The sequence below is a fragment of the Hahella sp. HNIBRBA332 genome, from assembly GCF_030719035.1.
Classification (GTDB): domain Bacteria; phylum Pseudomonadota; class Gammaproteobacteria; order Pseudomonadales; family Oleiphilaceae; genus Hahella.
Window position 1 is genome coordinate 2444482 of record NZ_CP132203.1, and the last position, 22216, is coordinate 2466697.

Here is a 22216-nt window from a genome sequence, read left to right on the forward strand (position 1 = left end):
GCAAACCCGGCTTAAAGTGGGTGTCCACTTAATGCTGATGATGACCGGAAGTTATCAGGACACCCATAAGAGCGCTTCGACAGGCTCAGCGCGAACGGGTGGGTTTGGGATTAAAAGTGGGTGTCCATTTAACACCGCCGCTCGTCCTGAGCCTGTCGAAGGACGGCCGGCAACCCCGGCATAAAGTGGGTGTCCGTTTAGTGACTTTGATGGTGACCGGAAGTTATCAGGACATCCATAAGAGCGCTTCGACAGGCTCAGCGCGAACGGGGACTCCGGGATTAAAAGTGGGTGTCCATTTAACACCACCGTTCGTCCTGAGCCCGTCGAAGGACGGCCGACAATAAAGGCCTGATGTGGGTGTCCACGTAAAGATCTCCAGTGATTACAGGAAGTTATCAGGACACCTATAAGAGCGCTTCGACAGGCTCAGCGCGAACGGGAAGTTTGGGATTAAAAGTGGGTGTCCATTTAGCTTCAGCGGGCGCCGGTTAAATTTTGATAGACAGAACAAGAGTAATTAAAGATGTCCAAGTCCCCCACACCTTATCTGCAGCTGACCGATATCGATCAATACTTCGGCAATTTTCAGGCGTTGAAATCCGTTTCGCTGTCCGTGAATGAAGGCGAATTCGTCTGCTTTCTAGGCCCCTCGGGCTGTGGCAAGACCAGTTTGCTGCGCATCATCGCTGGACTGGATGTCCTCAGTGCGGGACAAGTGACGCAGGGCGGACGGGACATCACTCACGCGCCGGTGAAAGCGCGTGATTTCGGCATCGTGTTTCAGTCCTATGCGTTGTTCCCCAATCTGTCGGTGGCGGATAACGTCGGCTATGGCTTGAAGTCTCAAGGTGTGAAAGCGGATGAGCGACGTCAGCGGGTGCGCGAGCTGCTGAGCGTAGTAGGCTTGGACGGCAGTGAGGACAAATACCCTTCGCAATTGTCCGGCGGACAACAGCAACGGGTCGCGCTGGCGCGGGCGTTGGCCACCTCCCCGGGTTTGTTGCTGCTTGACGAGCCTCTGTCCGCTCTGGACGCCCGCGTGCGTGCGCATTTGCGGCAGGAGATCAAACAGCTGCAGGCGCGGCTCGGCGTCACTACCATTATGGTCACCCATGATCAGGAGGAAGCGTTGACCATGGCGGATCGAATTGTGGTGATGAACCACGGCCGCATTGAGCAGGTCGGCTCCCCTCAGGATATCTATACCCATCCCCGCACGCCCTTTGTGGCGGAGTTTGTGGGAGAAATGAACTTTTTGCCGGGCCGCGTCGGCCCGAATCATTCGTTGCAGGCGGGGCCGGTGACCTTGCAGTGCGCCCGCGCCTCAGATATGTCGGAGTCCGCGCCGGTAAAGATCGCCGTGCGTCCCGAGGATATTCGTCTGCGCCTGAACGGCGACCGTCACAACGTACTCAGCGGCAGCGTGCTGGATATCCAGTTTCTCGGCTCGCGGGTGCGCTCTCGTCTCGCCCTGGACAGCCAGAACGCCGTATTGGTGGCGGATATTTCCATGAATGAGATGGCGGAGCTGGGGTTGCGTCAGGGACAATCCGTGGAGTTCCAATTACCTCGTGATCGTCTGCGCCTGTTTGCGGAGGCGTCATGAGTAGAGCGACCATGAGCCTGCCTGCCCGTCCACGCGTCGCCCTGCCGTCGCTGAGTCTGCGCCGTAGTAGAGACGAATGGGCGCTTGGCGGCGCCATGCTGATCGGTCTGCTGTCGTTGCTAACCGCGGTGGCCGCGCCCCTGTACGCCCTGCTGTCCAAGAGCCTGCAAAACCGGGCGGGTGATTTTGTCGGCCTGGAAAACTTCATCGCTTACTCAAACACGCCTTCGTTGGTGGCGTCCATCGGCAACTCGCTGACGATCGCCTTACTGAGCACCGTCATCGTGATTACCCTGGCGTTCCTGGCCGCCTACTCGCTGACTCGCACCCGCTTGCCCGGCAAAGGCGCGTTCCGTGTGGCGCTGGCGGCGCCGATCCTGGCGCCTTCGTTATTGCCCGCCATCAGTCTGGTATATCTGTTCGGCAACCAGGGCGTCATCAAAGCGTGGCTGCTGGGGGAAAGCATCTATGGTCCGATCGGCATTGTCATCGGCTCCTGTTTCTGGACCTTTCCCCATGCCCTGATGATTCTGGCGACGGCGCTGTCCAATACCGACGGACGCCTGTACGAGTCCGCCTCCGCGCTGGGCGCGTCGCCCATCCGCACATTCTTCACCGTCACCCTGCCCAGCGCCAAATACGGCCTGATCAGCGCCTCGTTCGTGGTGTTCACCCTGGTCATCACCGATTTTGGCGTGCCCAAAGTCATCGGCGGCCAATACAACATGCTCGCCACGGACATCTATAAGCAGGTGATCGGTCAGCAGAACTTTCAGATGGGCGCGGTGGTGAGCGTGATTCTATTGCTGCCGGCGATTCTTACTTTCCTGGCGGACCGTTGGGCGCAGCGTCGCCAGTCTGCGGCGCTGACCGCCAAGGCCGCCCCCTGGACGCCGCCCCGTCGTCCTTGGGCGGATAAGGGCTGTACGCTTTTCATGCTGCTTCTGACGGCGACGATCCTGGGCGTTATCGCCATGGCGATCTACGCCTCCCTCGTGACCTTCTGGCCCTATAACCTGGGCCTGTCATTGAAGAACTACCAGTTCGATCTCATGGACGGCGGCGGTTGGGAGGCGTACTGGAATTCCATACGCATGGCGACCTATACCGCATTTTTCGGCGCCGTTTTCATCTTTTTCAATGCCTATCTGGTGGAAAAGCTACAAGGTTTTCGACCTTTGCGGGCCCTGTTCCACTTTATCGCCATCCTGCCTCTGGCGGCGCCCGGCATGGCGCTGGGGCTGGCGTACATCTTTTTCTTCAACGCGCCGTCCAATCCTTTGAATGGTCTGTACGCCACCATGGCGATTCTGGTGATCTGCACCATCGCGCACTTTTACACCGTTTGTCATCTCACTGCGGTAACCGCCCTGAAGCAGATCGATCCAGAGTTCGAGGCCGTGTCGGCTTCCTTGAAGGCGCCGCAGTTGTTGACCTTCTGGCGCGTGTCTTTGCCGGTATGCCTGCCGGCGGTATTGGAGATTGGCGGCTATTTGTTCGTCAACGCCATGACCACCGTGTCCGCCATCATCTTTCTGTATTCCCACAACACCATGCTGGCGTCCGTATCCGTGTTGAACATGGACGACGCCGGGGACATTGCTCCTGCGGCGGCGATGGCGGTCATGATCATGCTGACCTGTCTGGTCGCCAAGCTCCTGCAATGGCTGCTGGGCGGCCTGTTACTGCGACGTACCCAGAAATGGCGCTGCGTCTGAAGACCGCCATGGCGTCCCCAGGATTTTCTCTTTCGTTTTTGAGGGCTCATTTATGAACCAACCCAATTATTACCTGCTCACCCCTGGGCCGATCACCACCTCCCTCACGGTAAAAGAAGCCATGCTGACGGACTGGGGCTCCTGGGATCAGGACTTTAATCAGGTCACCCAGACGGTACGGGATAAGTTGCTGGCCGTCGCCAATTCCCAGGACACCCATGTTTGCGTTCCCTTGCAGGGCAGCGGCACCTTCGCGGTGGAGGCGACGTTGGGCACGTTGCTTGGTCCCCAGGACAAGCTGCTGGTGTTGATGAATGGCGCCTATGGCCAACGCATCGCCAAAATCTGCGACTACCTTAAGCGTCCCTATGTCTGTATCGACACCGGCGATTATCTGCCTCCCGACCCCAACGCCGTGGCGGAATTGCTGCGACAGGACGCCAGCATCACCACCGTGGCGGTGGTGCACTGCGAGACCAGCTCCGGAATTTTGAATCCCGTTGAGGCCATCGCGGAAGTGGTTAACGCCGCCGGTCGCAAGTTGATTATCGACTCCATGAGCGCCTTTGGCGCCCTGCCCGCCGATGCCAGGCGACTGGGCTACGCCGCGTTGATCTCCTCGGCCAACAAGTGTTTCGAAGGCGTCCCTGGTTTTGGCTTTGCGCTGATTCGCCAGGACCTGCTGGAGCAGGCGAAAGGCAATGCTCACTCTCTGAGCATGGACCTTTATGACCAGTGGGCTTATATGGAGAAAACCGGCCAATGGCGCTACACCCCGCCGACCCATACGGTGGCGGCATTCGCCCAGGCGCTGCGGGAATACGAAGACGAAGGCGGCCCCCCCGGACGTCTGGCCCGCTATACCCGCAACCGCGACCAACTCGTCGCCGGCATGCGCCAACTGGGTTTCCAGACCCTGCTGGAGGAACGCTGGCTGTCGCCCATCATCGTCACCTTTTTATCGCCTGACGATTCCAACTTTGATTTCAAACGCTTCTATCAAGAGCTGAAGCAGCGAGGCTTTGTGATCTATCCGGGCAAACTGACCCAGACCGAAAGCTTCCGCATCGGCTGCATCGGCAAAATTGATACGCCGGAAGTGGCGCGCCTGCTGCAAGCCGTCAAAGACACCCTTATCGCTATGGAGATCTCACTGTCATGAGTTACGCCTATCAACGTTTTTACCGTGGCCCCATTGAAGCCGTCATTTTCGACTGGGCCGGCACCACCTACGATTTCGGCTCGATGGCGCCGATTCGCGCCTTTCAGAATCTGTTCGCCGAGCAAGAGATTCCCATTACCCTGGCTGAAGCCCGTGAGCCCATGGGGACAGAGAAGCGCGAGCACATCACGCGAATCCTGACCATGCCGCGAGTGCGCGAAGCCTGGAGAGAAAAATACGGCGCGCTGGCGAGCGAGGCGAACATTGACCGCCTGTATCACGCCTTCGTGCCGATGCAGATTGAGGCCATTCGCGAATGCGCCCGCCCTATCCCCGGCCTGATGGAAACCGTCGCCTGGCTAGAGCGACGCACTATCAAAATCGGCGCGAATACCGGCTATAACCGCGACATGCTGGACGTTCTGGCGGATATCGCCGCGGCTCAGGGCTATCGCCCCGCCAGCAACGTGTGCGCTACCGACGTCCCCAGAGGACGCCCTTACCCACACATGAGCCTCAAGAACGCGTTGGAGCTGGGCGTCGGCGACGTGCGCGCCTGCATCAAGGTCGACGACACCCTGCCCGGCATCGAAGAAGGTCTGGCCGCAGGCATGTGGACCGTCGGCGTCACCACCTCCGGCAATGAAGTCGGCCTCAGCCAGGAAGACTGGACCGCCTTGGACAGCGCCAGCAAAACCGTCTTGCGGGAACAGGCGCAAGAGCGTTTTCGTCGCGGCGGCGCTCACGTGATTATCGGCAGCGTGGCGGATCTGCCTGCCGCAGTCGAATATATCGAACGCTGGCTGGCGCAAGGCCACGGCCCGGACACCACCGGTCTGGCGGGCGTCACCTTAACCGCAGCGGGAGTTTCCCTAAGGTGACATGGACGGCTTTGGTTTTGGTGCTGATTTCCGCTGTCGCCCATGCGGGCTGGAACTTCTACGGTAAGAAGTCCAGCCCCACCATCGCCTTTTTCTTTCTGGTGACCTTATTCGGCTTTCTGCTGTTCGCGCCGATTCTGTTTGCGCATACGCAGCTGATCGCCGCCTTTGACGCCCGGATTCTGCTGCTATTGCTGGCGACTGGCTTGTTTCAGGCCGTGTACTTGAGCGCCCTGGCGGCGGCTTATCAAGCCGGGGATATGTCCATTGCGTACCCCATTGCGCGCTCGTCGCCGCTAATCATCGTCTGCCTGACTGCCTTCGCCCTTGGGCAGCGCGATAGCATCAGCGCGCAGGCGGTGGTCGGCGTGGCGTTGATTGTAGGTGGGTGTCTGTTTATCCCCATGACCCGTTTCAGCGACCTGCGCTGGTCCAACTACGGCAACCGCACCACCGCCTTCGCCCTGCTGGCGGCTCTGGCCACCGCCGGATACTCCATCGTCGACGACGCCGCCACCAGTCAGATGCGAGGACTGCTCGATCCCATCAGCGGACGGCCCTGGGCGGACCCGCTCCAGGTGTCTCTGGTCTACGTCACCTTGCAGTGCCTGAGCGCGGCGTTATGGATGTCCTTGTTAATCGTAGTAGTCGCCAAAGAACGAAAGCGGCTGAAACCGTTACTGCGTCACTCCTTGGCGCGTTGCGCGGGAACCGCCGCCTTTATGACCGGCGCTTACGCGTTGGTGATTCTGGCCATGGCGTTCGCCAGCAACGTCAGCTACGTGGTGGCGTTTCGTCAGGTCAGCATTCCCTTGGGCGTGCTAATGGCGGTAGTGGGGTTCAAGGAAAAACTCTATCCCCCCAAAGCCGCTGGGGTCTTCACCACCGTATGCGGGCTGGTCGCCGTGGCGCTTGGCTAGGGTCTGTTAACGTGATTGATGAAAGATGATGAGTACAACAAATCGACATTTTGACGTCATTGTCATCGGCGCCGGCATCCTCGGATGCGCCAGCGCCGACTATTTAAGCGCGCAAGGACAGAGAGTCTTGTTGCTGGATCGACGCCCGCCCGCCAGCGCCACCACCAGTCAGGCCGCCGCACTGCTGGGACGCGCCCGCGGCGACGCCACCGGGCTGGATATGGTCGATGAAACCTGGCGTGCGATTGAACGCCTGCAAACCAACCTGAAGGAAGACCTGGACCTGCGCGCCTGTGGAAGTCTGCACGCAGGCGTCAGCGCTGCCGCCAGCGCCAGAATCCACGCCCTGGCGGACGAAACGACCAAACGTCACCGCTCCGCCCGTTATCTGGACACCCATGATTTGCAGGCGCGCCTGCCCTGGTTGCAAACGCCTAAGGGCGCCGTGGCGGTATTCGTCGCCGAGGACGGCTATATCGACCCTTATCAGTTGGCCAGCGCCTACCTGCGCCATGCTCGCCGTTGCGGCGCCAGGTTACAGCTCAATGCCGAGGTCGCGGAAGTTCTGACGGACAGTCAAGGCGTCTGCGGCGTACGGTGCGCTGATGGCGTCAGCTATTATTCTCGACAGATTGTGGTGACGGGCGGTCCCTGGAGCGCGCTGCTATTGCGCCCCTTAGGACTGGCGCCCGCCATGGCGCCGGTGCGCAGCCAATATTGGATCTCCGCCCCGGACGCACGCATCCAGCCGGATACGCCGGTCCTGGTTCTACCGGACGCCAACGCCTATGCGCGCCCAGAAGTTGGCGGACTGTTATTCGGACTACGCGATCGCCAGCGTGTGCATTGTTCGCCAGAGCAACTGCCGCAGGACATCCATCGTTTCAGTTTTGATCAGGACAGCGATGGCCTCGCGTCCCTGGAAGACGGCTATGAAAGCCTCCAGCGCTGGTTGCTCATGCTGGACGAATTAAGGATCGCCGCCTATGTCAGCGGCATATCCAGCTACACCCCGGACGGACATTTTCTGATCGGCGCGCTGGAAGTCCCTGGCCTATGGTTGGCGTCTGGATGCTGCGGCGGCGGTGTTGGCGCATCCGGCGGCTTTGGACGTCTGATCGCCGAACTCATCAGCGGCGCCAAGCCCTTTACCAACGCCAGCCTGTATGACCCTAATCGTTTTGACGCCCAAGACGTCAATCCATTCGATCCCGCCTTTCGCCTGCGCTGCGCTTTAGCCCGAGAAGGCAAAGTCTCAGGCTAATATTTGCTCTTTTTTGACTCACGATTTTAGGTTTTTCTATGCCCTTAGCGCTTTTTGATCTTGATAACACCCTGCTCGCCGGCGACAGCGCGCAAGCCTTTTCCGAATTTCTCGCCACCCGGGACGACATCGCCACGCCGCCCAACTTCCTGGAGCGCAATCAGGCTTTTATGGACGACTACGAAGCCGGGGCCCTAGATTTCAACGCCTACATGTCCTACACCCTGGCGCCTCTGGTGGGAATGCCGCCGACAACACTGCAAACGCTGATCCACGCTTATCTGGACACCCACATTAACGCCATGATTCCTTCACGCGCCCGCGCCCTGCTGGAAGAGCACCGCCGCGCCGGCGACCCCATGGCCATCGTTTCCGCCACCGGCGCGCATCTGGTGGAGCCTATCGCCACGCGCCTTGGCGTGCCTCATGTGCTGGCGGTGGACATTGAAACTCAGGACGGGGTGATCACCGGCGCGCTTACGGGGACACCCACTTTTAGGGAAGGCAAAGTCACCCGGGTACAGGCATGGGCGGCGCAGCAGGGTTGGGACTATCACAGCGCCACCTTTTACAGTGACTCCCATAACGACCTGCCGCTGCTGGAAGCAGTGCGTCGTCCGGTGGCGGTTGATCCTGATCCGGTATTACGGCGTATCGCCGTCGAACGAAATTGGGAAATTCTATCGCTAAGAGATGACAAGGCGCATTCATGATAAGCCATCAATTTCTGACTGAACTGGAACGCCTGTTCAGGCTCTATGGAAACAGAAGCTACGGCGAACACTGCACACAATACGAACACATGGCGCAATGCGGCTGGTGGGCGCAGCAACAAGGCGGCTCAAACGCGCTCATCGGAGCCGCCTTTCTACACGATGTCGGACACCTGCTGGCGGAAGATCGCGACCTGCCCGGCCGGGATCAATGGGGCTATATCCATCACGATAGTCTCGCTGAATCCTGGCTGCGGGAGCACGGGCTGCCGGAGAGCCTTGTCAGGCCTATCGGCATGCATGTGCAGGCGAAACGTTATCTGGTGGCGACCCGGCCTGAGTACGCCAAAGGACTATCCGTCGCCAGCAAAGCTACTCTGTCGCAACAGGGCGGCCCGTTCACCGAAGAACAATGCCGCGAGTTTGAGGCTGATCCGGCCTTTCATGACGCCATTCGCCTGCGGGAACTGGATGAGTTGGGCAAGGCGGAAGAGTTTGAACTGCCGCCACTGAAAAAGTGGGTGTCCTGGTTAGAGCGGCATTTTAGCTACCAGGCTCAATGAACTATATTGGACAGTTCAAATCATTTATATTCAATAGTTTAACTATATAACTTAAACCTATTTATGACTATAGATAAGACCACTTTTCCGGGTTAATCGCTAGTATGCCTCGACTCATTTCGTCACCTAAAGATGGGTGTCCTGTTAATTCCTCTGAAAAACTACCACCACCTTAAGATGGGTGTCCTGATAAGCTGGGGTTACAGGTTGAGGTTCGCCAGCGTTCGGTTTTTGAACAAATCGTCCTCAACCAGTTTGCAGATCTTGCCCGACTGGACATTGAAATTGACGTAACCAACAGACTCTGGCGGCATTTTGATCCACCAGGCGATAACGAAAGTGGCCGCGTAAGCGTGGGTGGAGATGATGGTTTTGTCCCCCAGGGTCAGGCCGTCGAGAAAGTCATAGATGCGGGAGACGAAGTCTCGTTTGGTTTCGCCGCCCTCAATGACGGCATGATCCAAGCGATTGTCTCCCGCCACAGGAACGATTCGCTCATCCAGCCACTGTTGCGGTCGCCCTTCAGCCACGCCGTAGGACATTTCTCTCAGCTGTGGGGTCAGCACAACGGTTGAGTCGATCGCTGCGGCGATACGATCTGCGGTTTGCGCCGCTCGTTTCAGGTCCGATGAATAGATATCCGCCTTGTGCGCGTCCATTATTTGCAGGCGCTGTCCTAGCTCGTCTGCATCCTTGCGGCCCTTTTCTGTCAGCTCAGAGTCGTACCAGCCTCCCACCCGTTTATCGACATGATGTTGGGATTCAGTGTGGGTGACGACATACAATTCTTTCATATGAAGTCCATATATATCATAGAGTTAGAATGAAAAGTAAAAACCAGACTACGATAGTCCCTTGCTCTTTGGTAGTGCTTAAATATGGAAAAATATGAATTATGGTCGCTAACAGGCTTTCTTAAGCCCAGACTTGGTTAGCTGAATCAAGGAGAGTCAGTGGATTGCGGAGTGGCCATGGGATTGAACTGTGCGGTCAGGCCTTCTTCCCGCATTGCAGTCAGCGTCGTCTCCAGGGCGGGCGCCAGGTCCTGATTGCGCTTGTGCACATACAAATAGGTCGGGACGCTCTCCAGCACACCGGCTTTGTGTATGCCGGCGTGAGAAAACTCCTCCGCGTGCAACAGCGGGTCGACCACAAAGTCGAGATCGATATACAGATCCGTCCGCCCCGCCTGCAGACGCCGCAAGCCTAAATTGGCGTTAGCGACAAATTCCACTGCTCCCAACTGCTTGATTTTAGGAATTTCTTCCTCACAGTTCCTGACGCCTAAGCGGCAGTCCACTCGCAACCCTTGTCCACCGAGGCTACGCCAGCCGTTCACCCGCGCACCAGGGGACAACGCATAGGCGGTGAAGCTCACCTCCCATAAGGGCGCGTTGATTCGGATCAGGTTTGGATGCGCGGCTTCATACCCCGCCACGCGGCTAGGCAAGCCATCCACCACGCCAGAATTAGCCAGCGCGCCACAACGCTTGGAGGGGAAGGTTTTCATCTCAAAACCCAGATCAAGACGACGAAACACTTCGGTATAGAACAACTTATACTGGCGGCCTTGCTCGGTTTCCGCCACTTGGGAGGACACCACCAACACTATCTTGCGGGCGGCGTGAACAGGCGCTGCGCCAAGAACGAGAACACAAGCTAACAACATCAAACGCATCGCCAGCAGACAGGGTGAGCGGCTTGCAGGTATAAGCATAAGACAGAACGGTATTAGACGGCGGACAGACATACTTCGAGCATAGTTGGAAAATGCCAAGTCGCCATGCTGACGCTAGCGTCAAGCGATATCCTGTAGAAAGCGGGTCATGGGAAAATGCGAGCCGGGACATTGCGTCGACTCTCCCGGCGTCGCGCCATGGCCGGTGACATTGCCGACAGGGATGGCGTAGCGAACCATCAGTCCGCGAGTAAGCCTCACTAATGCCTGATACTGAGGCTCCGGCACGTCGCGCTTTTCAAAGTCGCCAATCAGACATATCCCAATGCCGAGAAAATTGCGCGTCAGATTATGCAGCGTCAGATGCCCGCCCCATATGTCATACTCCTGCCGCCAATCGCTGGCGACTTCTCCCATGGCGAGTCCATGGCCGTTGCCGATGACATAGTGATAAGGAATGGCGTGGATGGGGTCATGAGGCTGACGCTCCCTGTGCACTCCTTGCAGAAAGGCGATGTCCCCCGAAGCGCCGCCACTGTGGTGAATCACAATATAGCGCCAGCGACGGGGCCAGCTCCAGACTCCCAACCCCGCCGCCGCAAGCAGCGACGTGGCGAGAATAAACTTGCGGCGGTTCATAGCTTACGAGGACACCCACTTTAGTAGAGCGTTCAGTTCTAACTTCTCCGCGTCTGCCGCGCAAGTGAAACGTCATTCAGAAACCGCTGTCAGGCCGCATTCAAATTGCAACTCTCTTCCGGGGCCTCGAATACGTGATAGGCCTCTGGTCCAAACGGGTCGAGCGCGGTGTCCAGATAACAGTACTCCTCCGGCACCGGCTCACCGGACATCACCACGTAAAACAGTCGGGGTTGCGAGGGTATTTCCACCGCCAAAGGCTCCTCTACCCAAATAAACACGGCTTTCTCCGTCACCAAGTACTCAGATCGGACAATACTTGCGCCCTCCTTCAACTTGATTCGATTGGCGGTTTGCGGTCCTTCCAGTCGGTATTTGTGGATAGCTTTCATCGTAGCGTCTCCCTGTTGCTTGCTTCAGTTTCAGTCTGACAAAGCCGCAAGATCGATAAAAGCAGTTTTAAACGTCGCTTTGATACGATTTTTTCGATCTTAATGCTTTAACGGTGTTTCAGGACGCTGAACGGCGCAGGCAAATCGCCTCTACCGCCGGATTACCGGAGCGAGCGCTGCGCGTGACGGCGTACAGCCGCTCAGTCACAGCTTCAATGCTGCCCACCAGCTCCACTTGATACTGCCGCAATACTTCCTCGCGAATAACCGTCGGGGCGGCGAATACGCCCAAACCGCGAGCGCCGAACACTTTGACCAACGCACTATCGTCGATTTCCGCCTTGATGACCGGTTTGACCCCATGATCGCCCAACCATCGCATCAAATGCTGAAAATACGGCGATTCCAGAGTGGACGCTAGTAATGGCTGTCCATCTAGACTAAGGGGGAAGTTTTTGCGCAAAGTACGCGCCAGGTCAGGCTTGGCGAACAGGCTGATGCTGGAGCTTTCCAGCTCGCGCCAGTGGGTCTGGCTGTCTCGCTGCAGCGGCGGCAGGCGGTCCGCCAGCACAATATCCAGGCGATAACTCAACAACTCCTGCACCAGATGCTCAACGGTCCCCGAGCGACACGAGAGCTTTACCTCCCGATCCAGATGCAGGGCCGGTTCCAACATGCGATAGGCGAACAGTTTATGGATCGAAGCGGAAATGCCCACCGCCAGACTGATGGAGCGACCGCTGGTCACCAGCAGCGCGACCTGTTGCAGCTCGCCAGCCACCCGAAACATATCGTCAGCGTAACTGAGCACCAATCGTCCAAGCTGGGTCAACGTCATACGCCGCCCCTTACGATTGAACAACAAGCCTCCCAGTGACTCCTCAAGGGAAGACAACTGCCCACTGAGAGTCTGCGGCGCCAGATTGAGTTCCTTGCTGGCGGCGACCAGCGAACCCTCCCGCGCGATCACCCAGAAGTAATAAAGATGTTTAAAGTTCAGCGATTTCAGCATCAATGCGGCTCTCCCTACCTGTCTGCTACCTCTCTGTTTAGCAGAAGCAAGGGGGTTGTTGAAACCCGAAGAGCATTATTGCGCACGAAAGGTGGGTGTCCGTTTAAGGATTTTGACGATGACCGGAAGTTAGTAGGACACCCAGTAAGAACGCTTCGACAAGCTCAGCGCGAACGGGTGGGTTTGGGATTGAGTTTTTAGGGATAGACAATTGGCTGGCTTGGCGGCAGCCTTGGGGGAAACAGGATCGGACGGGGTCTACGATGGGTGTCTTGCTAACGTTGCACTATTAGCGTTGGGACCGTAACCCCGTCGAAGACCTGGGGGCCAGTCACACTCAAAATGTGGGTGTCCTGTTAAGAACACCATGGCTGAGCCCCCACAAACATGGGGGCCCGTCGCACCTTAGTGGTGGGTGTCCGATTAGTGCTATTAGTGTAAAAGTGGGTGTCCTGTTAACCCCCGGTTAACCCGGCGGCTAGAAACTGACCGCCGCTTCCAGGGCGATTTCCACCATGTCGTTGAAGCTGGTGCGTCTCTCTTCCGGGCTCAATCTTTCACCGCTTAACAGATGGTCGCTGACGGTGCAAAGGGCCAGGGCTTTGCCGCCGCACGCCGCCGCCACGCCGTAGAGTCCGGCGGCTTCCATCTCCACCGCCTTGACGCCATGTGCGGATAGACGCTCTGTTAAGCCGGGGTCGGCGGCGTAGAATAAATCCGTGGTGAACAAAGCGCCAACATGATATCGCGTCTCCCGACGACGGGCGGCGTTTACCACTGGCTCCAGCAAGTCGTAGTCGGCAATGGCGGCGAAATCGTAATGATTAAGACGCACTCGATTCACCAAAGAGTCCGTTCCCGCGCCCATTCCGATAACGATATCGCGTACTTTCACCTCATCGCGAATAGAGCCGCAGGAGCCGATGCGAACGATATTTTTTACATTGAACTGGGTAAACAACTCATGGGCGTAGATAGAAATGGAAGGCACGCCCATGCCTGACCCCATAACCGAAAGCCTGCGTCCACGGTATTCGCCGGTATAGCCCAGCATGCCGCGCACGTCGTTCACCAACACGGGGTTCGCCAGGTAAGTCTCCGCGATGTGTTTGGCGCGGAGCGGATCACCCGGCATCAAAACGGTATCTGCAAAGTCGCCGGAGTTAGCGGCAATATGAGGAGTGGCCATAATCGTCTTCCTTATGTGATGAGGTGAAACAGTTGGGCGCGCATCCCGGCGCCCAGGGATAAATTTAATGGGCCGCTGGCGCGAGAAAGGATTCGCCGAAGTCCAGTCGCTCCAGATGAAAGTATTCCGCCAGCGTCTGACCAATATCGGCGAAAGTCTTTCTGGCTCCGATAAAGCCATGTGGCGCGCGCTTGCCGTACATCAGAATGGGAATATGCTCCCGTGTATGATCGCTGCCAGGCCAGGTAGGATCGCAGCCATGGTCCGCCGTCAGAATCAGCAGATCGTCATCGGTCATAACACCCAGGATATCCGGCAACATGGTGTCGAAATCTTCCAGCGCCCGCGAATAGCCAGCGACATCGCGACGGTGGCCGTAAAGCATGTCAAAGTCCACCAGATTGGTGAAAATCAAAGTGTCTTGTTCATTCGTCGCGCTGTCGGTCTCGTTCATCACAGTCAGCGTCGCTTCCACCAGCGCGCATAAACCGTCCGCCTTGACCGAACGACTGACGCCTTTGCCGGCATAGATATCGGAGATCTTGCCAATGGCGACCACCTGCGCTCCGGCAAGGCTCAGCTTATCCAGCAGCGTCGGTTTGTGCGGGGGCGTGGCGAAATCGCGACGGGCGCCGGTGCGGCGAAAATCCTCCGGCGATGCGCCGACAAAGGGACGCGCGATAACGCGGGCGATATTATAAGGGTCGATGTGTTTGCGGGTGATTTGGCAAAGCTCATACAGACGCTGCAGGCCAAACGAATCTTCATGGCAGGCGATCTGAACGACGCTATCCGCGCTGGTATAGAAAATCGGCTTCCCCGTGGCCATATGCTCCATGCCCAATTCCGCAATAATCTGGGTGCCGGATGCATGAACGTTACCAAGCACACCGGGCAGACCGGCTTCTTCGACAATAGCGTCAAGCAACTCCCGCGGGAAACTTTGCTGCTTATCGGTGAAATAGCCCCAATCAAAAAGCACGGGAACGCCAGCGATTTCCCAATGCCCGGAAGGCGTATCTTTGCCAGAGCTTAGCTCTTCCGCAAAGCCATAAGCGCCAATAATGGCGGGCGCCGATTCCAAGCCTGGCGCCGCGACGCCGCAACTGGCTTCTCCAACCTTGCCCAAACCCAGCCGATTCATGTTGGGAAGCCGTAATGGCCCTGCTCTGCCTTGGCTATCGCAAACGCCAGCGGCGCAGGCTTCGGCGATATGTAACAAGGTGTTGGCGCCGGCGTCGCCGAAACGCTCCGCATCAGCCGTGGAGCCAATGCCAAAGCTGTCCAGTACGATCAAAATTGCCCTGCTCACACTCTCTCCTTAAAAGTATCTGTCTCCATGACGGTTCGTTGTTATTGTGTTATCAGCGCTTGTAGGCGCGATCTGCGTCTTGCAGTGTAGATCAATATTCCAAAGTGGCGTGGTCGGAGCCATGTCCCAACAACACCAGCAGGTTATGCAGCAAACTGCTGGCGCCAAAACGGAAGTTGTCTGGAGACACCCAGTCGTCGCCCATGATATTCATCGCCAGACTGAGATAGAGCCGCGCCTGTTCCGGCGTACTGACTCCGCCTGCGGCTTTGAACCCCACTGGCGCGCGGGACTCACGAATGCAATTGAGCATGACCTCCGCCGCATCCAGCGTTGCGTTGACCTTCACTTTTCCGGTGGATGTCTTCAGAAAATCAGCGCCGGCGGCGATCGCCAAGTCGCTGGCGCGTCGCACATAGTCCGGGGTTTGCAGCTCGCCGGATTCAATGATCACCTTCAATGGCACGGCTTCGCCACAGGCAGCTTTCACCGCAGCCACCAATTTACGCCCCGTGTTTTCATCTCCCGCCAGCAAGGCTTTATAGGGAAACACAAGGTCAATCTCATCTGCACCGGCGCGGATCGCCTCGGTGGTTTCCCCAATCACCGCGTCGGCCGATGATTCGCCGTGAGGAAAGTTCACAACGGTCGCCACTTTCACGGGGGAATCACTCAGATTCTGCTTCGCCAGCGCGACAAAACGGGGGTATACGCATACCGCCGCCACCCAGCCCTCCGGGGTGTGCGCTTTCTGACAAAGCGCGGTAATGCTGGCGTCCGTATCCGCTTCATTCAGCGAAGTCAGGTCCAACAATGGGATGGATAATCGGGCGGCTTCTTGTAGTGTCAAACGTCTCATTCCTGGTTCCTTGGTCACATATAAAAATCCTAAAAGCGCATTATTATGCGCAGATACCAACGCTTCAAAACGGATATAAATCAAATTTCATCGTCATACCGCAATTCTCCGTCTCTATTGCAAAGGCGATCTACAACCAACCTTTGCGCTTGAAATACAGGAAAGGCGTCACCGCAGACACAATCATCAGACCGATCGCCCAAGGATATCCCAACGGCCATTTCAGCTCAGGAATATAGTCGAAGTTCATACCATAGATACTGGCGATCAAGGTGGGTGGTAACAAAACCACTGGCGAGCGGCGTCTGGGTGATTGCGTCGATTAACGACTGTCGCGCCAGCCAGCTCTTATCTGGACACCCATAATTAGCGCTTAATTTAAACATCGACTTAATAGGACACCCACTTTTGCCGGCAGCGAAGCATTTTCCGTCGAGCAGACTCTCATATCAGTGAGCGCATCGCCGCCGTACAAATTACTGGGACACCCACAATTAGCCAGTTAAACAGATGTAATAAATCCCTGCATCTGGGCAGGAGGTTGCACGCCTTTGGACTAGATCCCTTTTAGCCCCTTTGGGCAATCGTTTGGGAACGGTTCCCAACCTAGACTCGAAAACGTATCACGTTAATAACAGGCGTCGCCAAGCCTGACCGCCAATGAACCCAATTAAAGCAATAAGGAAGGACACCCATGATTTCATCCTACTGGCGCAGACATGCGCTCGCCCTCTCTATCGCAGCGGGAGCTGGCTTCGGCCATTGCGCTTTCGCAGCGGAGAATCTGGCGCACATGCGACCTGTCTCCACGTCTTCTGTCGAATCCAGTGATCTCAGCGGCTACATGGCGGTCGACGGCGACGCCAGCACACGCTGGGGTAGCGCCTACGGCAGTTCAGCCTGGATCTATGTGGACCTGGGAGAAAAGCGATCCATATCCCACGTCAGGCTTACATGGGAGGCGGCTTATGCTAAAGCCTATGACGTACAGGTCTCCAATGATGCTTCAACCTGGACGACAGTCCGCTCCGTCACTAACGCAGACGGAGGCGTTGATGATCTGACCAACTTGAACGCCTCAGGCAGATATATCCGCATAAAAGGCAAAAAGCGCGGAACCGAATACGGCTATTCGTTGTGGGAAATAGAAATATACGGCGCTGACTCAAACAGTGGCGGAGAAAAATTCGTCACGCTCTACGAGGACACCCACTTTAAGGGCTATGCAGTAGAACTGCCTGTTGGCGACTACAGCTTAACCAGCCTGATTTCCCGCGGCGCGCTGAATGACGACCTGTCTTCCGCGCGAGTTCCCAATGGCCTTAAGCTGGAAGTGTTTCAGCACAACAATTTCAAAGGCGTACGAGACCTCTATACTTCCGACGCGGCGGAGTTAAACCGTGACGACGACGCATCCTCAGTTCGCGTATCCAGAACGGAGACAACGGACGGAGGTTCCGATGATTTCCCGGATTGGCAGTCGGGACATAACTACGTGGAAGGAGACATCGTCCGCTACAAAGGGAAACTATATATCGCCGTTCACGCTAACCCTGGCTATGATCCGGTCATCAGCCACTGGTTCTGGGATGAGTATCAAGGTGGCGATGACGGTGGTGACTCAGACAATGGCAATGATGATGGAGACAACGGAGACGACTCCGGCGCTAGCTGCGCCGCAGGTAATAACTGGAACGAAGCCAATCTGACTAACTACGAATCTTACCCTGATCCCAACAGTGAAGAGTGCATCAAGTACAACGGCTGTGAATGGGCCGGCCAGTTCGCGGGCCTGGATGGCGTACAACCGGAAAGCTGGGTCAAGGCGCACAATATCGCAGCGGTTCACTCCAAGGATTTCAATTGGCTAAACGGTAAGACGCTACGATTACGCCAGGGCGGCAAGGAAATCGATGTCGTCGTATACGACATGTGCGCCGACTCGGACTGCGATGGCTGCTGTACCCAGAACCTGGGCCGCACGGGGTATCTCATCGACATTGAGAAATACACCATGCAGCGTTTCGGGACGGGGTCAGGCACAGTTCAGTGGCAGGTGTGCGACTGAACATTCCTGGCTCGATGACCTAAATCCGGTGGACAGCCACCGGATTTACTGTCCGCTGCTTTCCCTTCGCTAAATAGCTGCTATCTTTTTACTCGCATATAAAAACCAATGAGCCGTCCTTCAACCGCCTCCCGACTAGAAAAAAGGATTTTTACGTGGTTGCCTACGTTATTTTCGATTTTGATGGGACTATCGCCGACACCTACTCCTGGTTTCTCAAGAACATCCAAGACATGTCAAAGACCTTCAACTTCCGCTATGTCACCGAGGAAGAAGGCGAAATGCTGAGGGATAAAACCTACGGCGAAATCATGGAGTTTTTGGGCATCAGCGCCTGGCGCACCCCCCAATTGGCCAGGGAATTCAGAAAGCGCGCCGCAGGCAAGATGACCAGCGTTAAACCCTTTCCTCATATCAAAGAGACGCTTCAGCGCTTAACCGATCACGACTACAAACTGGGCATCGGTTCGTCCAACTCAGAGAGCAATATCCGTATTTTTCTCAAACATAATGATCTCGAAATGTTCGACTATTTCAGTTGCGGCATGTCTTTGTCCGGCAAGGCGCATAAACTGCGAGCACTCCTTAAAAACGAGAAGATACAGGCCCACGAAGCGATATACATCGGCGATGAGTTGAGAGACATCGAGGCCGCACGTAAAGCCGGCCTGAAATGCGGTTCCGTCGCCTGGGGTTACAACACCTTCACACGCCTGAAAGAAGAACAGCCGGATTATTGCTTTGAGACTCCGCTGGAAATTGTAGAAAAGCTGGTGGAGAGACTTTGATCCACGCTCTTATTGTGGGTGTCCTGTTAACAGGATTGACTCGTTTAACCTGCTCGACTCCGCGTGGCCCGCATTCCTTCATACTGAAAGCAATCTAGCGGCTGCGCGGCCTGGAATCCGCTTGTAACCCAGCTTGGCGCAAACTGACTTCAGCCGATAAAAAGCGCCGACCCAACCTCTGAAGCGACTCTCAAATTTCAGACTGGCCGTCAGCCAGTGGTTAGGATCGAAGTTCAAGCGTTGCAATATTGGCGGATAGCTTTGATGGATATAGCCAGGTTTATCATCCCTTTGTGCTCTGCCCGTCCAATCAACAAGCGCCAAATAGTCATCCAGAGCGAATGGAATACCCTGAGAGGCGTTATTTTGATGAGGGCCCACAAACGGCAAGAGTTTCGCGGGTTGCTGCGGTTGTTCACTTTTTAAAGCATTGATGCGTCTTTGGATGGAGGTGTACGCGCTTTCTTCCGGCGTCCTCGCCAAATTGGCGCGCACGGGATTCAAATCGACATAGGCCAGACATGCCAACAATGCTTTTTCGTCCAACAGCGCTTGAGACTTGAAGCGACCTTCCCAAAACCGGCCAGTACAGCCGTCCTCCCGGTTCGCCATTCTTGCAATGGGCTCATTCAGGCAACGCATAAACCAACTGATGCATGCAAGCCGCTGCCGCCAAACTGCTATCTGCTTTTTCAGCAACCGGAAGTGAGCGTCTTCTATCGGCTCACCTCGCAAATAACGCCAACTCAGTTCGGTCCCGGTAAAAAGTTTATTCCAGCGCTGAACCACGTCTCTATCGCTCCATGATGCCGCGTGACTTGCATTGACATGAAGCACAACATGGAAATGATTACTCATCACCGCGTAGGCGCACACATCAATGGCGAATACAGACGAGAGAAATAAGATTCGGGACTCCACCCATTTACGGCGGTGAGAATAATCCCGACCATCAGTATCCTGACCGCATAAATACGCTTGCCGCACACAGCGAGAGATACAGTGGTAGTAAGGCGTGGCTTCGACGGAAATCTGGGCATTCCGTGGCTTTGGCATGGCTTTCATCCTTGAATTAACGTCACAAAGTGCTGGCTATATAACCAGTATTATTAGTGACCGTCAAGTCTGGGAGCTGCGCAATTAGACCACAGCAAAATGGACACCCACCCTAATAAAGTGGGTGTCCTGATAGGCTCATGCGTTTATTCGCACCGCTTTTTCAACCGTTTCAATGCACTACAGCTCTTCAGCAATCGCCAGCAGATAGGCCGCCACTTCCTTCGGTTGAGTCAGGTTTGGGCAATGCCCGGTGGCCATCGAATAAGTGCGACGAACGCCTCCTTGTGCGGCCATTTGCCTTTGCGCCGCAAGCGGCACCGCGTTGTCCTCTGTTGTTTCAATGTAATACTTCGGAATGGCGCCGCAACGTTCATCAGTGACGCTTAGCTTTTCAAACAACGGAGCCGCTGGTTCCGCCACCATGTATTTGGCGGCTTCGCTAAAGGCTTCCGCAGACGCATCCTGAGCAAAGGCGGCATGCACTTTGTCGGCGACGATATACGCCTCAGTCTTATCGTCAGATAAATAGAAGTTATCCACCGCCAAAGAACCGGTTACTCCGGCCACGGCATCACCAAATGAAGCGCCATTGGGCAACAAGAACGCCGTGAGATAAACCAGACCACGAATTTTCTCTGGTCGCGCCTCAGCAACCTGGCTGATGGTCACTCCCGCAAAGCTGTGGCCGACCAGGATGACAGGTTGCTCTGCGCGCTCCACCGCTTCAAGCACTGTCGCAACATAATTCTGCAATTGGATGAATTTAGCTGGCGTTTGATCCCCTCCGTGACCCGGTAAGTCGGGAGCGATGACAGTATGCCCCTTGGCCGTCAAGTGATCCGCCACATGCTTCCATGCCCAAGCGCCCAGCCATGCAGCGTGTACAAGAATATATGTGCTTTTCATAGCTACCTCTGCGTTAAGTGACAAACGTTGAAATGGGTGTCCGGTTACAAAAGTGGGTGTCCTGATAAGCTCAGGCGCTTTGCTGTGGGTTCAGGCTCAAAACGCTGAAGTCATCCTGCGCCAGCTTCCATTCTCCGCTGTCCTGCTTGACCCACAGCTCTTTGCTGATAAAGCCGCTGGCGATATTCATGCGCCAGTTAGCGGAAAGAACGGCGCTTTTGGCGTCGATAACTTTGACGTTTACGTCCAGATACTCAAGCTGCGAGGGGTTGAGGTTGGCGAAGTCGCGCCAGAATAAAGCGATTGCGCCAGCGCCTTTGAACTCTCCAACCGGGTCCACACGCATGACGGCGTCAGGCAGGTAGCCAGAGAGGCAACCTTCAACATCGCCACGGTTAAAGCAGGCAATCCATTCTCTGCTGGCGTTCAGAACTTCTTCGATAACGATTGGGGACATTTCACTTTCCTCTCTTGCTGTTTTGGGAGTGGGAGGAATAATATTCGAATCCAATTACGCAATAATTAGCTCACTTTAAAACTCAATGTTTAGAAATAATGAACAAAAGGCGCTTCCATATCGTATGTTGGTGTTTAACGAAGTAGTAAAGTGCGGCTCCTTCACTGGAGCGGCGGAAAACCTCGGCCACACCCGTTCGGCCATCAGCACCTATATCAGTCAACTGGAAACGTTGGTGGGAACAAAGCTACTGAGTCGTAGCACCCGAAGGCTGCATCTGACGCCTGCGGGACGCCAATTCGCATTGCGCTGCGAACAAATGGCGGAAACACTGCAGCTGGCGGTGGATGAGTTGCAGGATTTTGAGCAGGAGCCTCAGGGAAGAATCGCAATTACGGCTCCGCACGCCTTTGAGTCACTGCTGGTGGAGTCAGTGATCGCCGACTTGTGCCGGCAATATCCAAAGCTGATCGCAGATGTCACCTTTTCAGATCAGAAACTCGATCTGCTTGAGCATAAATTAGACATGGCGATCACAGTCGGCCCCCAGAAAGACAGCGACTACCACGCGCTCAAACTGGGTGTCCTGCGTTCGTTCCTGGTTGCTTCGCAAGCTTATCAGGACACCCATGGCAAGCCTGATCCTAAACAGTTGCAAAACCACACGTTGATCCTGCTGCCCTGGCAGCACAAAGCTTCTGTGTTCAACAACGATGAACAGATTGCTCTACAGGCGGGTAAGACGATGCAGGTCAATACGCTGCCAGCGGCGATCAGTTACGCCCGGCACGGTTTAGGCTTGCTGTTGGCGCCTTCCATATTCGTGGCGGACGCCATCGGGCGTGGAGAGCTGGAAAGGGTAGCCTCGGATTGGCAGGCGGAGGACAGAGACGTGTACGCCCTGCATACCTTCGGCAAGCGGCTTCCCTTCATTCTCAGGCAGGCGACGGAACGGCTGAAATGGAAATTGGAGTCATTGGGGTAACGCTTGGTTTTCTATTTGGGTGTTTAAATGGACACCCACTTT

At 56.0% G+C, this 22216-nt stretch carries 22 protein-coding genes and 1 pseudogene; 11 read left to right on the forward strand and 12 right to left on the reverse strand.

Annotation, left to right across the window (positions count from 1 at the left end; all coding sequences use genetic code 11):
- The first annotated feature begins 526 nt into the window (after nt 1–526).
- Genes O5O45_RS11095 through O5O45_RS11130 form a run of 8 tightly spaced genes read left to right on the forward strand, consistent with a single transcriptional unit; the run spans nt 527 to nt 8830 of the window.
- Complete coding sequence (locus O5O45_RS11095; protein ID WP_305905287.1) at nt 527–1609, forward strand: putative 2-aminoethylphosphonate ABC transporter ATP-binding protein; 1083 nt, start codon at nt 527–529, stop codon at nt 1607–1609.
- Nucleotides 1606–3327 (forward strand): putative 2-aminoethylphosphonate ABC transporter permease subunit, encoded by a 1722-nt coding sequence (locus tag O5O45_RS11100; RefSeq protein WP_305905288.1) that lies wholly within the window; start codon nt 1606–1608, stop codon nt 3325–3327. The genes O5O45_RS11095 and O5O45_RS11100 overlap by 4 nt, the downstream gene beginning before the upstream one ends.
- A 52-nt stretch (nt 3328–3379) precedes the next feature.
- Nucleotides 3380–4489, forward strand: a complete 1110-nt coding sequence (locus O5O45_RS11105) for a 2-aminoethylphosphonate--pyruvate transaminase (RefSeq protein ID WP_305905289.1) — start codon at nt 3380–3382, stop codon at nt 4487–4489.
- Entirely contained in the window at nt 4486–5370 is an 885-nt protein-coding gene (gene phnX / locus O5O45_RS11110) for a phosphonoacetaldehyde hydrolase (protein WP_305905290.1), read from the forward strand. The genes O5O45_RS11105 and phnX overlap by 4 nt, the downstream gene beginning before the upstream one ends.
- The gene (locus tag O5O45_RS11115; protein ID WP_305905291.1) at nt 5367–6290 is read left to right on the forward strand and encodes an EamA family transporter; all 924 of its coding nucleotides are present in this window, start codon (nt 5367–5369) and stop codon (nt 6288–6290) included. The genes phnX and O5O45_RS11115 overlap by 4 nt, the downstream gene beginning before the upstream one ends.
- Nucleotides 6291–6318: 28 nt before the next feature.
- Entirely contained in the window at nt 6319–7554 is a 1236-nt protein-coding gene (locus tag O5O45_RS11120; RefSeq protein WP_305905292.1) for an NAD(P)/FAD-dependent oxidoreductase, read from the forward strand.
- Nucleotides 7555–7592: 38 nt separating this feature from the next.
- Entirely contained in the window at nt 7593–8267 is a 675-nt protein-coding gene (locus tag O5O45_RS11125) for an HAD family hydrolase (RefSeq protein ID WP_305905293.1), read from the forward strand.
- Nucleotides 8264–8830, forward strand: coding sequence for a phosphonate degradation HD-domain oxygenase (locus O5O45_RS11130; protein WP_305905294.1), 567 nt, complete (start codon nt 8264–8266; stop codon nt 8828–8830). Before O5O45_RS11125 ends, O5O45_RS11130 begins: the two co-directional genes overlap by 4 nt.
- 200 nt (nt 8831–9030) lie before the next feature.
- Here O5O45_RS11130 and O5O45_RS11135 read toward each other — a convergent pair whose 3' ends face one another.
- From O5O45_RS11135 to O5O45_RS11175, 9 genes and pseudogenes are all read right to left on the reverse strand, one after another.
- Nucleotides 9031–9624: a histidine phosphatase family protein gene (locus O5O45_RS11135; protein ID WP_305905295.1), complete on the reverse strand. Its 594-nt coding sequence runs from the start codon at nt 9622–9624 to the stop codon at nt 9031–9033.
- Nucleotides 9625–9770: 146 nt separating this feature from the next.
- Nucleotides 9771–10499, reverse strand: coding sequence for a type 2 periplasmic-binding domain-containing protein (locus tag O5O45_RS11140; RefSeq protein ID WP_305905296.1), 729 nt, complete (start codon nt 10497–10499; stop codon nt 9771–9773).
- Between the two features lie 129 nt (nt 10500–10628).
- A complete protein-coding gene (locus O5O45_RS11145) occupies nt 10629–11147 on the reverse strand; it encodes a peptidoglycan recognition protein family protein (RefSeq protein WP_305905297.1) in 519 nt (172 codons plus the stop codon).
- Between the two features lie 89 nt (nt 11148–11236).
- Nucleotides 11237–11539 carry a DUF7352 domain-containing protein gene (locus tag O5O45_RS11150; protein WP_305905298.1) on the reverse strand — a complete coding sequence of 101 codons (303 nt, stop codon included), beginning with the start codon at nt 11537–11539 and terminating at the stop codon, nt 11237–11239.
- A gap of 118 nt (nt 11540–11657) precedes the next feature.
- Nucleotides 11658–12551 (reverse strand): LysR family transcriptional regulator, encoded by an 894-nt coding sequence (locus tag O5O45_RS11155; protein WP_305905299.1) that lies wholly within the window; start codon nt 12549–12551, stop codon nt 11658–11660.
- A gap of 478 nt (nt 12552–13029) precedes the next feature.
- Complete coding sequence (deoD, locus tag O5O45_RS11160; protein ID WP_305905300.1) at nt 13030–13740, reverse strand: purine-nucleoside phosphorylase; 711 nt, start codon at nt 13738–13740, stop codon at nt 13030–13032.
- 64 nt (nt 13741–13804) lie between these two features.
- The gene (locus O5O45_RS11165) at nt 13805–15052 is read right to left on the reverse strand and encodes a phosphopentomutase (protein WP_305905301.1); all 1248 of its coding nucleotides are present in this window, start codon (nt 15050–15052) and stop codon (nt 13805–13807) included.
- Between the two features lie 91 nt (nt 15053–15143).
- The gene (deoC, locus tag O5O45_RS11170; RefSeq protein ID WP_305905302.1) at nt 15144–15911 is read right to left on the reverse strand and encodes a deoxyribose-phosphate aldolase; all 768 of its coding nucleotides are present in this window, start codon (nt 15909–15911) and stop codon (nt 15144–15146) included.
- A 130-nt stretch (nt 15912–16041) separates the two neighbouring features.
- Nucleotides 16042–16203, reverse strand: a pseudogene (locus tag O5O45_RS11175) (CorA family divalent cation transporter); the annotation flags it as partial.
- Nucleotides 16204–16605: 402 nt separating this feature from the next.
- On the opposite strand from O5O45_RS11175, the gene O5O45_RS11180 reads away from it, so the two are divergent.
- Nucleotides 16606–17979: a discoidin domain-containing protein gene (locus O5O45_RS11180; protein ID WP_305905303.1), complete on the forward strand. Its 1374-nt coding sequence runs from the start codon at nt 16606–16608 to the stop codon at nt 17977–17979.
- Nucleotides 17980–18134: 155 nt separating this feature from the next.
- Nucleotides 18135–18767, forward strand: coding sequence for an HAD-IA family hydrolase (locus O5O45_RS11185; protein ID WP_305905304.1), 633 nt, complete (start codon nt 18135–18137; stop codon nt 18765–18767).
- A gap of 78 nt (nt 18768–18845) precedes the next feature.
- Here O5O45_RS11185 and O5O45_RS11190 read toward each other — a convergent pair whose 3' ends face one another.
- The 3 genes from O5O45_RS11190 to O5O45_RS11200 all read right to left on the reverse strand — a co-directional run bounded on the left by O5O45_RS11190 (nt 18846) and on the right by O5O45_RS11200 (nt 21189).
- A complete protein-coding gene (locus O5O45_RS11190; RefSeq protein WP_305905305.1) occupies nt 18846–19823 on the reverse strand; it encodes a transposase in 978 nt (325 codons plus the stop codon).
- A gap of 180 nt (nt 19824–20003) precedes the next feature.
- Nucleotides 20004–20732 carry an alpha/beta fold hydrolase gene (locus O5O45_RS11195; RefSeq protein WP_305905306.1) on the reverse strand — a complete coding sequence of 243 codons (729 nt, stop codon included), beginning with the start codon at nt 20730–20732 and terminating at the stop codon, nt 20004–20006.
- A gap of 70 nt (nt 20733–20802) precedes the next feature.
- Nucleotides 20803–21189, reverse strand: a complete 387-nt coding sequence (locus O5O45_RS11200; RefSeq protein ID WP_305905307.1) for a YybH family protein — start codon at nt 21187–21189, stop codon at nt 20803–20805.
- Between the two features lie 124 nt (nt 21190–21313).
- Here O5O45_RS11200 and O5O45_RS11205 point away from each other — a divergent pair, with 124 nt between their 5' ends.
- Nucleotides 21314–22174: a LysR family transcriptional regulator gene (locus O5O45_RS11205; RefSeq protein WP_305905308.1), complete on the forward strand. Its 861-nt coding sequence runs from the start codon at nt 21314–21316 to the stop codon at nt 22172–22174.
- Nucleotides 22175–22216 lie beyond the last annotated feature (42 nt).